The organism is Bacillus sp. C1 (assembly GCF_054570475.1).
This window is the reverse complement of the sequence record NZ_JBTMZT010000002.1, coordinates 12,789-28,040: the sequence shown is the minus strand read 5'-3', so window position 1 is coordinate 28,040 and position 15,252 is coordinate 12,789. Positions and strand designations below refer to the sequence as shown.

Genomic DNA, 15,252 nt, shown 5'->3' with positions numbered 1-15,252 from the left:
CTTCTACATCACAATCCCATATTTCCAAGCATCATGCATCAGTATCATATATACGATCACTATAAAAACGCTTCCAAATAATGTTACCTTGCGATATATCCCATCTTCTCCTTCTCTCGCTTCCACAAAGGACCAAATATAGCCAACTAGAAGCACTAAATCGATAAAGGTAATGTAAAAATCAAACATATATAATACATACAAATAAATAATAAATAAGCAATTCGTCAATAAAAAGATTTTAAATGCAAACTGGCTATTCCCTTTCCTCATAACATACCGCCCCCAATCTGTACTGTATTATATTCACAAAAACATAATAGTTGCGATTGAATATACTTCTTGAAGCGGCATTATGAAAACCATTCACCTCTTATTTCCTCTTTATTGTTTTAACATGAAATGAAGTTAAAAACGGCACTAACTGCCTCTATCCACAGGCGGCCCCCCTCTTCCTACCTAAAAAGTATTTTTGTCAATTTATATATAAACAACAAATAAGCTATCGTCTCCTTACGATAGCTCTTACGGTACATCATACTTTCGCTTATATATATTACTTAAAATAGAATGAGGTATTTCTTCATATCGAACTTTCTCACCTGTTTCATCCATAATATACATATTATTTCCTATATAATAGTCTCCGTTCTTACCAAGATAATATACAGCATATCGTTCATTTGGCAATACTGTTTTTACTTTCGTAAATTGACCATTTGGTTCTTGCCAATATATATTCATACGATCTACAAGTGTCAATATTCCAATTTGCTCTTCTTCTATTATACGCCCATTCCAGCTTGTCACACGATATCCGAGCTTATGTGCTGCATATTCCGGAGATGTGTAAAACTGAGAAATAATTACTTTTGTTTGTAACGGTACCCGGTCATATAACCATTGTATATCCCGGTCGTGCATACGAACGCAGCCATTTGATTCTCTGCTTCCAATCGTCCATTCCCGGCTCGTACCATGAATTGCATACTCTTTCTCATTTAAACCGAGCCATCTTGTTCCAAGCGGATTATTCGGCGCACCACCTGGAATCTTCTTACGGTGATATTCTTTATTTTTATATTTGTTAATAATACAAAATGTCCCCTCAGGAGTTGGTGTATTAATTCTTCCAGTTGTAACAGGAAACGTTCTTACATAGTTCCCATTTTCAAAAAAAGATAATTGGTTCGTCTTAAGATTAATAAGTATTAAATGATCTGTACTAGCAAAGATGTTAATTGGTAGACAGAAAAAGAGTATTACAACGAAATATACTTTTTTCATTCCTATTCCCCCAAAATCCCATCAGCTTTTACTATGTGTTCTAGTCTTATGAACAAAAGCGGAGAGCTGCTTTAAATTTAACTTATCCATTCACCATTACACCACCATTTACATGAAGCATTTGCCCAGTAACATACGTAGAATCCTCTGAAGCTAAATATACATACGCAGGTGCTAATTCATATGGCTGCCCCGGCCTTTTCATCGGCACATTACTTCCAAATTCAGATACCTTCTTCTTATCAAAACTTGATGGAATGAGTGGCGTCCAAATTGGTCCTGGTGCCACGCCATTTACGCGAATATCTTTTTGAACTAACGATTTTGCAAGTGAACGTGTAAAAGCAACAATTGCTCCTTTTGTTGCAGCATAATCAATCAGCTGTTCATTTCCTTCATACGCAACAACTGATGCTGTATTGATAATGACATCCCCTTGTTTTAAATGTGCGAGTGCAGCTTTTGTAACGTGAAAATAGGAAAAAATGTTAATGCGGAATGTTGTTTCAAGTTGCTGCGCTGTAATATATTCTAAACTTTGCTGCGGATATTGCTGAGCCACATTATTGACAACGATATTTAAGCCACCTAACTGAGACACAGCTTCTTTCACAACTTGCTGACAATGTTGTTCACTACTTAAATCCCCTGGTAGTAATATGCATGTTTGCCCTTGTTTCTCAACAAGCCGTTTTGTCTCGTTTGCATCTTCTGTTTCATCTAAGTAAGCAATCGCAACATTTGCCCCTTCTTTTGCAAACGCAATGGATACCGCCCTTCCAATTCCGCTGTCTCCCCCTGTAATCAGTACATTTTTCCCTTTTAATTTTGCACTCCCGTGATAATTAGTATCTTCGTACTTCGGGAGAGGATTCATCATCGATTCAATTCCTGGCTGCCTATTTTGATGCTGCGGTGGCAACGTTATAAATTTTTTTTGTTCTGGCATACATCATTCAACTCCTTTACAGTTCTCTTTCTTATCATGTACACAATGATAAAAAGTACTTATATAAGAAAAAACGAAATATAGAAACGATTATTTGATTAACATTCGAAATTAAAACATAAAATATGAATTGTTATAAACTTTTTGTGTAAAACTCTTGCAATACATTCTAAAAACGAATATTATATATAACTGTCGTGAAAATTATTCGTAAACAGAAAGGATGTTTATATGTTTAACCTTTCAAAACATAAAACTTCTATAAAAACTGAAATTATGGCAGGTATCATTACTTTCTTAACAATGGCATATATTATTGTCGTAAACCCTGTTATCCTTGGTGATGCAGGTGTTCCATTTGAACAAGCATTTACAGCGACGATTATTGCAGCTGTTGCTGGAACATTATTTATGGCAATCTTTACAAACTTACCAATTGCAATCGCACCAGGTATGGGACTAAATGCTTATTTCTCTTACTCTGTTGTAAAAGCTCATGAAGGTATGACATTCGCAATTGCATTCTCTGCTGTATTTGTAGCAGGTATGATTTTAATTTTGTTATCATTCACTTCTTTCCGTACAAAATTAATGGAAGCTATTCCTGAAAACTTAAAACATGCAATTACTGCTGGTATCGGCTTATTTATCGCCTTTATCGGTTTACGTATGACAGGCATTGTAACAAAACATGAAACGAACTTAGTTGGACTTGGAGATCTTCACTCTGCTCCAGTATTACTCGCATTAGCTGGTCTTGGGATTACACTTGTTCTTATGTCTTTAAATGTAAATGGCGCACTATTCTTCGGCATGTTATTAACAGGAATCATCGCTTATTTCACAGGACAATTAACATTCTCAAATGGGATTACATCCATGCCGGGATTACCGGAAGGAATCATCGTTTCTAACCCAATTACAGCTGTTTCCGATGTTATTAATTATGGATTATACGGCGTTGTATTCTCTTTCTTCCTTGTTACGCTATTCGATACAACAGGTACACTACTTGGCGTTGCTCAGCAAGGTGGATTTATGAAAGACGGAAAACTTCCAAAAGCGGGACGAGCTCTTCTATCTGATTCGTTCTCAGCAACGATTGGATCTATGTTCGGAACAACACCGTCAACAGCATACATTGAATCATCTGCAGGTGTAGCAGCTGGTGGACGTACTGGCTTAACAACAATTACAGTAGCTGTACTATTTGGTGTTGCTGCATTCTTCGGTCCTCTAGTAGGAGCTGTTTCTGGCGTTTCAGCAATTACATCGCCATCATTAATTATTGTCGGCAGTCTTATGATGGGTGCTGTACGTCACATTGATTGGGATACATTTGACGAAGCGTTCCCTGCATTCTTAGTAATCTTGAGTATGCCGCTTACATCAAGTATCGCAACAGGTATTGCACTTGGATTTATTTCATATCCACTGATGAAAATGGCAAAAGGACAATTTCGCGCTGTCCATCCACTTGTATATGTATTTGGTATTTTGTTCGCTTATCAATTAATTTTCTTACCGCATTAATATAAAAGCCTCGGCTCACAAAATTTGTGAGCCGAGGCTTTTTTTAATATTTCTCATTTATTTGTAGTTCTTTACTATATTTTTGAATCAAAAACGAAGAAATAAACATCACCATCCCTACACTAAAACCAATGAGTTGATCTAACAACAGTTCATCATGAATCAGAAAGCGCAGTAAAAAGACTCCTCCAAAAATGAACATTGCCATACGTCCAGTAAATCTAAGTCCCTTGTATACATTTTCCATATGTATCATTCCTTCAAATGTTATATCCATATTATACCATGAAAACCCCAAAAAACTTTATATTCAGTTTTTTACAGACCATTAATGCGGGATAAAGTGGTGAATGAAATTTTATCGACGATATTTCAAATATATCGATCGTTTCTCATCATATATCGCCGTAAATTAAAATATATCAGCGATTCGACAAAGGATATCGACTAACCAACAAAAAACGACAAAAAACAGGAGCACCTAGCTCCTGTTTCCCAACACTCTGAAAAAAAACTCCTAAAGAGTTTTTTCATTCATTTTGTAAAAACGCCTGTAAATCTGCAAATTGTCTCGCAGCATCTTTATATCCTTGTTCATATAAATTTTGCAGTTTTTGCGGGTCTTTTTCCATTCGGTCTACTTGAAGCGGTACTTCTGGACGAATGACAAATAGATTACCAGCTTGCTCTTCTTTCTCAATATAATGTAGCGTCTCATTGTATACTTCATAACGAGAAAGCATCGTATTTACAAGCTCCGGATATTTTTTATAAGCCTTTGCCGCAATCCATCCAAATTTTGATTTTTTCTTCATGTATCCATGATTTCTCGTTAAAATGACAACCGATTTCTTATAGCCATCTTGCTGTGCTTTTCGAACTGGAATCGGATCTGAAATTCCGCCATCTAATAGTTGTTTACCACGATAATTCACAATAGGTGCAATAAATGGTAATGAACTAGAAGCTTGTAATAATGTTAATGCCTCTTCATTTGTACCTTCTTTTTCAAAATACATCGGTTCTCCAGTTACACAATTTGTCGTTCCTACAAGAAAACGCTCTGGCCCATTAAAATATGTGTCAAAATCGAATGGTACATGCTTTTCTGGAATCTCATGAAAAATAAAATCCATATCAAATAACTGACGTTTTCTCCATAAATTTTTGTAAGATAAATATTTCGGATGCGTTGCATAATCAATATTCACTGTTTTATTTCGATTTCTTTGTCTCGAAAGATACGACGCCGCATGGCACGCCCCCGCTGAAACACCAATAACATACGGAAAATATAAATCCTGTTCCATAAAGTATTCCAGTATTCCACCTGTATATACGCCGCGCATACCGCCGCCTTCTAATACTAAACCCGTATTTTCAAGCATCGCTTTCTCTCCTCTTTATATAAATTCATTTCGATTTTCCAGTATATAAGTCGTGGCTATAGCAATTAAAAATCCACGAGCGGATCCTCTCTACCATTCCAAAAACTAGTTTTATCATTTTATATAAATCCAATTTGATTTTCTAACAGATACATTATGGTTATGAGGAACAGACAGAGACCTGCACTCATTTTCTCCGTCTGTTTTCACATGAAATGGGGCTAAAAAAGGCACTGACCGCTTCTATCCATGGCCGGATCCTCTCATCCATCTGAAAAAAATGGTTTGATGGTAGTTTTTTAATTTGGACTTATATACATAGACTCTTTAACTATTCACATCATTAAGTATCTCTCTCTATTATATAAAACTCTTTACAAAAACCATATTCAGAAGGCTTGTAGAGAAGAAAAAACTCTTCTCTTTACCTTTTTAAATGATTTGCTATGTCCTTTACAAACCTTTGAATGAAAGCTAGTTCCTCTTCTGTATACTTACTTAACAGTAACAACCATTCTTCTTCGGCCTGTTGATGTAATGTTTCATGCGCCACATAAATTTCATTTCCACTCTCGGTTAAACGAAAAAATATTTCCTTTTGATTATCTACCATCTTCATCTTTTCAACGAATTGTTTCTGAAACAACTTTGTACAAATTTTAGAAATAGCTCCCTTTGTCATTCCCATCTCTTCCGTAATCGCTGTTACATTTATTAAACCTTTTCTTCCTATACACTGGATTACGTGTAGTTCTGATAAAGACATACCACTTACACCTGTCTCACGAAGAAAACAATCACCTTTTTCCTTCATATACTCTTCTTTTTTATGAAAAAGCGTACGAATTTCCGCTAATATTTCCCTTTGCTCATTTGTTCGTTCCACTTAAATGCCCCCCTTAGTTTCTTAAGAAACAATTATATTTTATAACATTTTGTAGTGAAAACAAAAAAATCACACCTATTTACAAAAAAGAAAATAATGGTATCATTAAAATAGTTTCCTAGGAAACAAAAGGAGGTTTTACAATGAAAAAGACACTCTCTTCATCTCAATTACAATCTATTTTATACATTGTTTGCACGAGTGCATTGTTAGGTTCGTTCGCTCAAAATATTTACTCACCAATCTTGCCAATCGTTCAACGTTCTTTTCACACTTCTCTTTATCTTACAAATTTAACCGTTTCTATTTTTACGTTTGTTCTTGCAATTATGCAGCTCATTTACGGGCCATTAATTGATGCAAAGGGACGTAAATATATTTTAATTCCTAGTCTATTTATTAGTACAATCGGTGCCATTGGCTGCGCTTTTACAACAAATATTTATATATTTCTTATTTTCAGGGCCTTTCAAGCAGTAGGAATAGCAGCCATCCCTGTTGTAGCGGCTACTATTATCGGTGACTTATTTGAAGGAAATGAGCGCGGAAAAGCAATGAGCCTTTATCAAATGATACTTGCTCTTGCGCCTGCAGTAGCTCCTCTCATGGGCGGCTACCTTGGCAGTATAAACGGTCACGTATCTATTTTTCTTTTTTTATCTACGGTTGGTGTGATCTTATTACTTATCAATATTATATTGCTTCCCGAGACAAAACCATCTACATCTAAAAAAGCCAAAACAACACATAATTATTGGCGCATCTTACAAAACAGAATTGGTTTTACTATTGCAATTATTGGCTTTATGCAGTTTTGTATTTATTTTTGTTTTCTCGTTTTTTTACCCGATTTATTAACAAATCTATTTCATCTAAACGCAGGTGAAATTGGAATGATGTTTGTGCCAATGTCCCTATTCATTATGCTAGGAAGTTATTGCTACAAGTTTTCACAAAGATTTCTTACTACAAAACAAGCCTTACTGATTACTAGCTTTTTCAATATCATATGTATCATTCTATTCTCTTTCACATACCATCTAAGTATTCCCATGGTTCTCCTTGTCACATCCTTATACGGTTTTAGCATGGGGTTATCCATGCCGACACATACCACTTTATTGACAGAAGAATTCATAGAAGCAAGAGCAACTGCCATTGGAATTTATAACTTTATTCGTTATATTGGCATGGGTACAGGGCCCATTGTAGGTGGTTTTCTATTATTTAATCAAAATTACTTTTGGATTTTCTTTACAGGGGCAGTTCTTTTTCTAATCGTGGTCTTATATACAATGAAAAATTTAACTTGTTATCACACAAGAAAAAACGAGATTAAAAAGGTTAAATAACATGTAAAACAGAGAATGTCCAAAAACAGTTCCTTTACTGCACTTGGACTCTCTCTTTAGATCGTTTTGGAATGGTAATCCAAAACACCTTTCAAATAATAATTTTCACTCGATTAACTATTAATTAGTAATAGCGATGTTCTTCGGTAGACATGGCAATTGCTTTCGTTTCATGAACTGTACCATATGGATGCTCTGGCGGTGCATAGATAGAATAAATTTTAAGTGGTTTATTCCCCAGATTGGTTACATTGTGCCATTTTCCAGCAGGTATCATAATCGCATAGTCATCATAGGCCATTTCTTGAAAATCTAATTTATCTTTGCTATCACCCATTTGAACAAGTCCATGCCCTTCTTCAATACGTATAAATTGATCAGTTGTTGGATGGACCTCTAAACCTATGTCATCTCCAACATTAATACTCATCAGAGTAACCTGTAAGTTTTCCCCTGTCCATAAAGCAGTACGGTAAGTATTATTTTGTTTAGTAACTTGGTCAATATTCACTACAAATGGTTTTGATCCATAATCTTTCACTATAATATTTCTGCAATAAGGATTCCAGTTATTATTCCAATAGTTATTGTTCCTATTGTAATAATAAGGATTCCAATTATAGATCCAATTGTTGTGATTCCAGTTGTTATACATGGGATTTTGCCATTGATAGCATGATTTAAGGTACATATGCATACTCCTCTCATGATTTCATTATTTTCCTTTTATCCTATGCAGTTGCCTATTTATAGGGGTGCAAAATAGGAAAAAATGGGCAGTAGTAAAACAATAACAATACAAAATTATAAACAATTTCCCCCTTAACATTTTATAGTTATTGAAGATAACCGCCCCGTTAACTTAACAAAAGAGAAACACTTTATCCTCTCTGATCTGCCACAATATGAATATCAATATGTTTCGTCTGTCTCATAATTTCATTTACAATTGAGCCTTTTCGAATTTCTTCCCATCTTGTTCTAGCTGATTGACCAAGTAAAATTTGTGTAGCCTGTAATCGTTCCGCTACTTCAATAATGACGTCAGCTGGCTTTCTTCCTTTTGCTTCTTCTAATAAAAAAGTAGCATGAAATTGACTCGTCAAAGCTTGCCATTCATCAATCGTTTGTCGTTTCCCTGCCGATAACGATTCTATATTCTCTCTTTCAACATTTAACACATATAATGCAGCATTTAATCGATTGGCCATACGCCATCCACGTCTTATTAATTTCTCTGCTGTTGAACTATATTGCACACAAACGAGAATTTTTTCTTTTACACCAATTGGTTCCGCTACTGCTTGACTAATCTTCTCATCCATATCATCGGCCACTTCACGAAGTGATAACTCTCGTAAAGCCCCTAAATTATTAATCGTAAAAAAGTTTTGTAAGCTACGCTGAATTTTTTCTTCCTTATATACCTTTCCATCTATTAATCTTTTTCGCAATACTTCAGGGGTAACATCCACAAGCTGAATTTCATTTGCTTTTTGTAAAACAAAATCCGGTATGCGCTCCCTTACTTTCACATTTGTAATTTGTTCCACAATATCATGAACACTTTCTAAATGCTGAATATTAAACGCTGATAATACCGAGATTCCGGCCTCCAACAGTTCTTCTACATCCATATGACGTTTTTTATGTTTAGACCCTGGTATATTACTATGTGCTAATTCATCAACTACTACTACTTGCGGTGCTCGCTTTATAATTCCCTCTACATCAAGCTCATAAAATAACTTCCCTTTATAATCTATTTCTTTTAAAGGAACCTTTTCTAAATCCGAGATTGCTTCTTCTGTTTCTTTTCTCCCGTGTGTTTCAATTAAACCAATTACAATATCAATACCTTCTTTTTGCATTTCCCGTGCATCAAACAACATTTTATAGCTTTTCCCTACTCCTGGAGCGGCACCTACATATAGCTTTAATGTCCCGCGACTTTGCTGCCTGATATATTCTAAATATTCCTCTGGCGTTCGCCTTTGAAATGCTGGTTTATAATCATCTGCATACACGATGCACACACCCTTCCTAGGAAACAGTTCTACCTCAATCCATGAGATTGAGGTAGGAACGTTATTATTTCATTAATTTCTGTAATTCTACATTTAATTTTAAAACATTCACACGATCTTCCCCAAATATTCCCAATGCAGCACCTTCTGTTTGTTCTTTTATAATTTGATTCAATTTCTCTTTTGGAATATTTGTTAATTTCGAAATGCGATCGACTTGTACGTAAGCCGCTTTCGGACTAATATCCGGATCGAGTCCTGAACCTGAATTCGTCACTAAATCCATCGGTACTTCTGTAATCGGAACACCCGGATTTTTAGCTTTCCAATTTGCTACACTTTCTTCTACACGTTTTGCTAAATCAGGATTAGATGGTGCATAGTTATTTGATCCCGATGCTTCAGCTTTATATTCTATACTAGAGACGCGTCCATGAAAATAACGAGGGTCTTTAAAATTTTGTCCGATTAATTTTGAACCAACTACTTCATTTTTTTCATTATATAAAAGACTACCATCCGCATTATCCTTCATAACCGCTTGTGCAATTCCAGTTACAAGCAGTGGGTATAAAAGCCCGCATAGGACAAGAAATGTAAAAGTAACACGAATGACTGGTGAAAGTATACTTTGTTTTTTCTCCATTTTCTTTTCCCCTCTTCCTTATATAAACAATCCTACCATTATATCAATTACTTTAATCCCAATAAACGGAACAATGACTCCTCCAAGCCCGTAAATCAATAAGTTACGACCAAGTAATGCATTGGAACTCATCGGTTTATACGCAATCCCCTTCATTGCCAAAGGAATGAGTAATGGGATAATAATTGCATTAAAGATTAACGCTGATAAAATTGCTGAAATCGGCGAATTGAGTTTCATTATATTTAGTGCTTCCATTTGCGGAATCGCTAATGTAAACATCGCTGGAATAATCGCAAAATATTTCGCAATATCATTCGCGATACTAAATGTTGTTAACGCACCACGTGTCATTAATAATTGTTTACCAATCCCTACAACCTCAATAATTTTCGTTGGATTGGAATCTAAATCAATCATATTCGCTGCTTCTTTCGCTGCTGTTGTTCCGCTATTCATCGCTAAACCTACATCAGCTTGCGCTAGCGCTGGTGCATCGTTCGTACCATCGCCCGTCATTGCTACAAGTTTCCCTTTGTCTTGTTCTGCTTTAATTACAGCAATTTTGTCTTCTGGCTTACATTCTGCAACAAACTCATCTACGCCTGCTTCTTTCGCAATCGTTGCTGCTGTTAATGGATTATCTCCTGTACACATCACTGTTTTAATTCCCATATGGCGAAGTTGTTCAAAACGTTCACGCATACCAGGTTTTACTGTATCTTTTAAATAGATTAATCCATAAATACGATTATCCACTGCAACTACAAGCGGTGTTCCGCCCTCTTTGGAAATGAAATCTGCTTTTTGATTCACATCTTTTGGCACCGTCCCACCTTGCGCTTGTACCCACTCAATAACCGCACTAACTGCTCCTTTTCTTACTTTTGTTCCATCAGGTAAGTCCACACCACTCATTCTTGTTTCTGCTTTAAATGGAATAAATTCTCCTTGTTCTGCGAGTTCTCTATTGTAAGAAAAAGTTTTTGAATCTACATACTCTATAACAGATCGCCCTTCTGGTGTTTCATCTAAAACCGATCCTAGTGCTGCCCATTTCCCTAATTGTTCAATTGTTTCATTTCCTACAGGAAGCAATGTATGTGCCATCCGATTCCCGAACGTAATTGTACCTGTTTTATCTAAAATAATTGTGTTAATATCACCAGCAGCTTCTACAGCCTTCCCTGACATTGCTAATACATTAAACTTTGTTACACGGTCCATTCCAGCAATCCCGATAGCTGATAATAAACCACCAATTGTTGTTGGAATTAAACAAACGAGAAGCGCAACAAGTATAGCTGTATCAATTTTAAACCCTAAGTAATTTGTAAAGATCGGCAGTGTTACAACAACAATTAAGAAAATAAGTGTTAAACTTGTTAATACTGTATTTAAAGCAATTTCATTCGGCGTTTTTTGACGAGCGGCTCCTTCTACTAAAGAAATCATTTTATCTATAAATGATTCACCTGGGTTGCTTGTAATCGAAATTGTAATCTCATCACTAACAACCATTGTGCCACCTGTTACGGAACAAAAATCACCACCTGCTTCTTTAATAACAGGCGCAGATTCACCTGTAATTGCTGATTCATCCACTGATGCCAAACCTTTAATGACTTCACCATCACTTGGAATCATTTCCCCTTGCTTTACAATGACAACGTCACCTTTTCTCAGCTCAGTCGCTGAAACTTGAACGATTTTTCCATTTTCTTTTACGACATTTGCAAATACGTCTTTCTTCGATTGTTTCAAAGAGTCAGCTTGCGCTTTTCCGCGCCCTTCAGCCAGTGCCTCTGCAAAATTAGCAAATAGAACTGTAAATAATAGAATGAGGGACACTGTTATATTAAACCACCCTGGTATCGTACTAGATACACTTGGAAGAAATGATAAAATGAACGTAATTATAAAACCGATTTCCACTACGAACATAATTGGATTTTTCACCATTACTTTCGGATTCAACTTCACAAGTGATTGCTTCATCGCATGGGTAACAATATCACGATCCATTGTTTTTGCTCGTCTAACTTCATTTTCTATAGCATGTATTGACGATGGAATTGACTGTTGTTTCTCTTTTACCACTACAGGTCTCATCATTTACCCTCCATTACTTCAATGTAAGAAATTCTGCAATTGGTCCTAACACTAACATCGGGAAGAATGTTAATGCCCCAACAATTACAATTGTTCCAATGAAAATCCCACCAAATAAACCGTTATCTGTTCGGAATGTTCCGACTGTTTCTGGTACTACTGTTTTCTCTTTCAATGAATTTGCAACAGCTAACATTGTAATTAAGCTGAAATAACGTCCTAAAAACATAACTAAACCCGTTGTAATATTCCAAAATGGTGTATTATCCCCTAGTCCTTCAAATCCTGATCCGTTATTAGCAGCAGAAGAGGTATACTCATATACAACTTGGGTTAAACCATGAAAACCTGAATGAGAAATTGCATCTGTTCCTAAAGGCGTTGAAAGGGCCAATGCTGAAAACCCTAAAATGAGCAATGGATGGAATAATATTGTTACCGCGATTAACTTCATTTCTTTCCCTTCAATTTTTTTACCCAGAAACTCTGGTGTCCGTCCAACCATTAATCCAGATATAAAGACTGCTATAATTGCATACATAATAATATTGACAAAGCCGGCTCCAACCCCACCAAACACTGTATTTAACATCATATTTACAAGTGGCACTGCCCCGCCAAGCGGCGTTAACGTGTCATGCATTGTATCAACCGCGCCTGTTTCAGCTGCTGTTGTCACTGTCGCATACAGGGAAGAAAAGACTGTTCCAAATCGTACTTCTTTTCCTTCTGTACTACCTTGTACGTTTTCCATACCCATTTGATTTAATGCTGGATTCCCATTTAATTCAGATGAAACAATCGTTGTAAAACCAACTAAAAATACCATGAATAATGAAACGAAAAGGATACGTCCTTGTTTTTTATTCCCTACCATTCGTCCATACGTAAACGGCAGGGCTGTTGGTAATAGCATCATAAGCATCATTTGCAAAATGTTACTGATTTGCCCTGGATTTTCAAATGGATGTGTGGAGTTTGCACCAAAGAATCCACCACCATTATTACCAAGTTCCTTAATTGCAACAAATGAAGCTACGGGACCGCGTAAAATACTTTGTTTTACCCCTTCAATTGTATGTGCTGTAACCGCCTCGCCTAAAGTTTGCGGTACACCAAGTGCAACAAAAATCAGAGCTGCAACAAATGCAATCGGAAGAAAAACTCTTGTTAAAGCTCGAGTAAAATCAACGAAAAAGTTCCCTAGTTCCTTACCTGCTAACCCTCTTATAAAAGCCATTACAAGTGCTAGTGTTGTTGCCGGTGCAGCAAACATTAAAAATGTAATTCCAATTAACTGTGATAAATAAGATAATCCATTTTCACCGCTATAATGCTGTAAGTTCGTATCTGCCATAAAGCTGATTGCTGTATTAAAAGCAAGCGTTGGCTCCATTCCCTCAATATGTGCTGGGTTTAACGGTAATACCCCTTGCAATCTGAAAATGAAATATACAACAACAATCATAAAACCATTCAGTGCAACTAATGATAATGCATACTGCTTCCAAGTTTGATTGTACGGCTTAATCCCCGTGATTTTAAAAATAAGATTTTCAAAGGGTCCAAACACTTTATCTAGTTTTCTACTACCTTGGAACGCTTTTTCTAAATAAATTCCAGTTGGCTTTGCAACGAGAATGAATAATAGCATTGTGATAACAACTGCAACCCAAATCATAATAAACGATTCCCCCTAATTAAAACTTTTCTGGATTTAATAACGCATAAACTAAATACACCGTAATCGCTGCAACAATAATTGATAAGGCAATCATCATTTCGATTTCCCTTCTTTCACCACTTTATCTGACCAGCTCGCAAGCCCTATCATAGATGCTACCAATACAACACAGATTCCGATCATCACAACATCAAGCATTATAATCCCCCTTATTCTAGTGTAAAATTTTACCATTTAAGCATCAAAAAAAGAACACCGAGGATCTACTCAGTGTTCAAAAATGAACAACACAAAAGTAAACCTCCTCTCCAAACGCTTACGAGGTTAGCTGTCGGATTCGGGCCTAAAGAGTAGCCCTACTTTCACAGTGAAAGATTCACCCCAAGTGACAATGCACAAAATTGGTTCCCCCGCTCCAAATAAATTGGACTCAGCGATATCAGGTTGTTTTTGGAAATTTTTATGAAACAATTTATGAATGTAAATATACTCCTCTATATTTGACTTGTAAAGGGTTTAATTACCTCAAATAATAAAATATTCCACCATTTTAACGCTTACATTCACTAATATTAATCTTGTATCATCTATTTTCTTAGCTTTTCTTTCATTTTCCTTGAAATGAACTTTTAATATGAAACAAAAAAGAAGAGAATGAACCTGAATACGTTTTATATCGTACCCTGGGTTCATTCTCTTCTTCATGATAAATCTATTCATTTCGTAAAAACAACCGCAAATTTCTCCCACGAATGTAGACCTGTGTTAGTTCCACATGCAGCATTTCATACGTAATAATATCTGTTTCTAAATATAACTTCTCTTCTGATGGCAATATCATATACGGCTTTGGAAACATAGGATCTCTTGCTAATTCTTGCATGCGCTCCTTCGATACGGCCCAACGATTCGCTATATCCTGATCTAATAACACCTTCATCTCCGCTTCCTCCACCCTATTCAAAAAATAAAAAGGAAATATTATCACAATTTGTAAATACTACAAATTTAGCTCCAATTGTTTGATAGAGCTTTACTGGATAATTTTTATTTCTTGTGACAACCGTAATAGGTGCTTGAAAAGAAAAACGAATACGTTCGGTGAAAAAGCTCACCGTTGGCAGTTCATCTCCTAGTAAAATTACTTTTTTTATTCCGCTACAAATGCTAGATAAATCTTGCTCCTCATTACAGCAATATGTTGCTTCAAATCCATATGCTCGTACTTCAGCAGCTACGCGTTCACTTACTGTAAAAATGACCATATGACTTTGAAAAGGTACTAAATTTCGCAAACTATTTACCTTTTCCTCTTCGCCTACACAAATGAGTGTTACTTCGTTTTTCTCATCCATGCATCTCATCCTCCTTAGTATAAAAGAATTTCA

At 35.9% G+C, this 15,252-nt stretch carries 17 protein-coding genes and 1 riboswitch; of the genes, 2 read left to right on the top strand and 15 right to left on the bottom strand.

What is annotated here, in order from left to right; genetic code table 11:
- Positions 1 to 3 precede the first annotated feature (3 nt).
- The 3 genes from ACX5JI_RS06770 to ACX5JI_RS06760 all read right to left on the bottom strand — a co-directional run bounded on the left by ACX5JI_RS06770 (position 4) and on the right by ACX5JI_RS06760 (position 2,236).
- Complete coding sequence (locus ACX5JI_RS06770) at positions 4 to 273, bottom strand: hypothetical protein (RefSeq protein ID WP_459500347.1); 270 nt, start codon at positions 271 to 273, stop codon at positions 4 to 6.
- Positions 274 to 525: 252 nt separating this feature from the next.
- Positions 526 to 1,287: a L,D-transpeptidase gene (locus tag ACX5JI_RS06765; RefSeq protein ID WP_459500345.1), complete on the bottom strand. Its 762-nt coding sequence runs from the start codon at positions 1,285 to 1,287 to the stop codon at positions 526 to 528.
- A gap of 82 nt (positions 1,288 to 1,369) precedes the next feature.
- Positions 1,370 to 2,236 (bottom strand): SDR family oxidoreductase, encoded by an 867-nt coding sequence (locus ACX5JI_RS06760; RefSeq protein WP_459500343.1) that lies wholly within the window; start codon positions 2,234 to 2,236, stop codon positions 1,370 to 1,372.
- 231 nt (positions 2,237 to 2,467) lie between these two features.
- Between ACX5JI_RS06760 and ACX5JI_RS06755 the strand changes: the two genes are divergently transcribed.
- Complete coding sequence (locus ACX5JI_RS06755; protein WP_459500342.1) at positions 2,468 to 3,769, top strand: NCS2 family permease; 1,302 nt, start codon at positions 2,468 to 2,470, stop codon at positions 3,767 to 3,769.
- Positions 3,770 to 3,812: 43 nt separating this feature from the next.
- Here the strand turns inward: ACX5JI_RS06755 and ACX5JI_RS06750 are convergent, their stop codons facing one another.
- The 3 genes from ACX5JI_RS06750 to ACX5JI_RS06740 form a co-directional block, all read right to left on the bottom strand.
- Positions 3,813 to 4,016 (bottom strand): hypothetical protein, encoded by a 204-nt coding sequence (locus tag ACX5JI_RS06750; protein WP_459500341.1) that lies wholly within the window; start codon positions 4,014 to 4,016, stop codon positions 3,813 to 3,815.
- Positions 4,017 to 4,299: 283 nt separating this feature from the next.
- Positions 4,300 to 5,157: a patatin-like phospholipase family protein gene (locus ACX5JI_RS06745; RefSeq protein WP_459500340.1), complete on the bottom strand. Its 858-nt coding sequence runs from the start codon at positions 5,155 to 5,157 to the stop codon at positions 4,300 to 4,302.
- Positions 5,158 to 5,581: 424 nt separating this feature from the next.
- Positions 5,582 to 6,043 (bottom strand): MarR family transcriptional regulator, encoded by a 462-nt coding sequence (locus ACX5JI_RS06740; protein WP_459500339.1) that lies wholly within the window; start codon positions 6,041 to 6,043, stop codon positions 5,582 to 5,584.
- A 143-nt stretch (positions 6,044 to 6,186) separates the two neighbouring features.
- Here ACX5JI_RS06740 and ACX5JI_RS06735 point away from each other — a divergent pair, with 143 nt between their 5' ends.
- Positions 6,187 to 7,395 carry an MFS transporter gene (locus ACX5JI_RS06735; RefSeq protein ID WP_459500338.1) on the top strand — a complete coding sequence of 403 codons (1,209 nt, stop codon included), beginning with the start codon at positions 6,187 to 6,189 and terminating at the stop codon, positions 7,393 to 7,395.
- 124 nt (positions 7,396 to 7,519) lie between these two features.
- Here ACX5JI_RS06735 and ACX5JI_RS06730 read toward each other — a convergent pair whose 3' ends face one another.
- The 9 genes from ACX5JI_RS06730 to ACX5JI_RS06690 form a co-directional block, all read right to left on the bottom strand.
- The gene (locus tag ACX5JI_RS06730; protein WP_459500336.1) at positions 7,520 to 8,092 is read right to left on the bottom strand and encodes a cupin domain-containing protein; all 573 of its coding nucleotides are present in this window, start codon (positions 8,090 to 8,092) and stop codon (positions 7,520 to 7,522) included.
- 184 nt (positions 8,093 to 8,276) lie between these two features.
- Positions 8,277 to 9,431, bottom strand: a complete 1,155-nt coding sequence (gene kdpDN, locus ACX5JI_RS06725) for a KdpD-like non-kinase potassium sensor (RefSeq protein ID WP_459500334.1) — start codon at positions 9,429 to 9,431, stop codon at positions 8,277 to 8,279.
- 55 nt (positions 9,432 to 9,486) lie between these two features.
- Positions 9,487 to 10,068 (bottom strand): K(+)-transporting ATPase subunit C, encoded by a 582-nt coding sequence (gene kdpC / locus ACX5JI_RS06720; RefSeq protein WP_459500332.1) that lies wholly within the window; start codon positions 10,066 to 10,068, stop codon positions 9,487 to 9,489.
- 18 nt (positions 10,069 to 10,086) lie between these two features.
- Positions 10,087 to 12,180, bottom strand: coding sequence for a potassium-transporting ATPase subunit KdpB (kdpB, locus tag ACX5JI_RS06715; protein WP_459500331.1), 2,094 nt, complete (start codon positions 12,178 to 12,180; stop codon positions 10,087 to 10,089).
- Positions 12,181 to 12,193: 13 nt separating this feature from the next.
- On the bottom strand, positions 12,194 to 13,861 hold the full coding sequence (kdpA, locus tag ACX5JI_RS06710; protein WP_459500329.1) for a potassium-transporting ATPase subunit KdpA: 1,668 nt from the start codon (positions 13,859 to 13,861) through the stop codon (positions 12,194 to 12,196).
- Between the two features lie 19 nt (positions 13,862 to 13,880).
- Positions 13,881 to 13,961, bottom strand: coding sequence for a K(+)-transporting ATPase subunit F (gene kdpF, locus ACX5JI_RS06705; protein ID WP_000972376.1), 81 nt, complete (start codon positions 13,959 to 13,961; stop codon positions 13,881 to 13,883).
- Positions 13,958 to 14,062 (bottom strand): signal peptide protein, encoded by a 105-nt coding sequence (locus tag ACX5JI_RS06700; protein WP_459500328.1) that lies wholly within the window; start codon positions 14,060 to 14,062, stop codon positions 13,958 to 13,960. Before ACX5JI_RS06700 ends, kdpF begins: the two co-directional genes overlap by 4 nt.
- 101 nt (positions 14,063 to 14,163) lie before the next feature.
- Positions 14,164 to 14,310, bottom strand: a riboswitch (cyclic di-AMP (ydaO/yuaA leader).
- A 266-nt stretch (positions 14,311 to 14,576) separates the two neighbouring features.
- Entirely contained in the window at positions 14,577 to 14,804 is a 228-nt protein-coding gene (locus ACX5JI_RS06695; RefSeq protein ID WP_459500327.1) for a hypothetical protein, read from the bottom strand.
- A 16-nt stretch (positions 14,805 to 14,820) separates the two neighbouring features.
- The gene (locus ACX5JI_RS06690; RefSeq protein ID WP_459500325.1) at positions 14,821 to 15,219 is read right to left on the bottom strand and encodes a hypothetical protein; all 399 of its coding nucleotides are present in this window, start codon (positions 15,217 to 15,219) and stop codon (positions 14,821 to 14,823) included.
- Between the last annotated feature and the right edge of the window lie 33 nt (positions 15,220 to 15,252).